Here is a 430-nt window from a genome sequence, read left to right on the forward strand (position 1 = left end):
TCCCGAAGTCGAGTTGGTGGAGCCGGTCGTCGAACCCGACGTCGCTGACCCCATGCATGAGCCGACGCCGGATGAGGTACCGGTGGCGTTCGGGCGGGCTTTGGTCGTACCCGGGGCACCCGTACTGACGGTGTTGAAAGATCCGGACGGGATTCTCGTGCCCCGGTTGCAGGGATACGGGCCCATCGACCCCGACTACGCCACCACCCTCGCCGGTCCGCTTCAAGGGCGAGGAAAAGACCAATGTCGAGGAATATTGCGTCTCCGAAGGCTGGGTGCGGCTGGCCCTGGGCAACCGCGTCGACCGCAAGGGCAAGGCCCTGACGGTCAAATTGCAGGGCGCCGTCGAACCCTATTTCCAGAACGGCTGACACTGAATAGGGTCCGGTTCTTCCCGTTCTGGAGCCTGCCCTCATGTCCCGTCGTCTGC

1 protein-coding gene and 1 pseudogene are annotated in these 430 nt (G+C 64.2%); both read left to right on the forward strand.

The window, feature by feature from the left end:
- A pseudogene (locus P3L18_RS28310) lies at positions 1-310 on the forward strand (HNH endonuclease); the annotation flags it as partial.
- Positions 276-371, forward strand: coding sequence for a DUF3297 family protein (locus tag P3L18_RS28315; RefSeq protein ID WP_276116013.1), 96 nt, complete (start codon positions 276-278; stop codon positions 369-371). The pseudogene P3L18_RS28310 and the gene P3L18_RS28315, both read left to right, overlap by 35 nt.
- Positions 372-430 lie beyond the last annotated feature (59 nt).

Origin of the sequence: Gordonia sp. N1V, assembly GCF_029269935.1 — a bacterium.
Taxonomy (GTDB): domain Bacteria; phylum Actinomycetota; class Actinomycetes; order Mycobacteriales; family Mycobacteriaceae; genus Gordonia; species Gordonia polyisoprenivorans.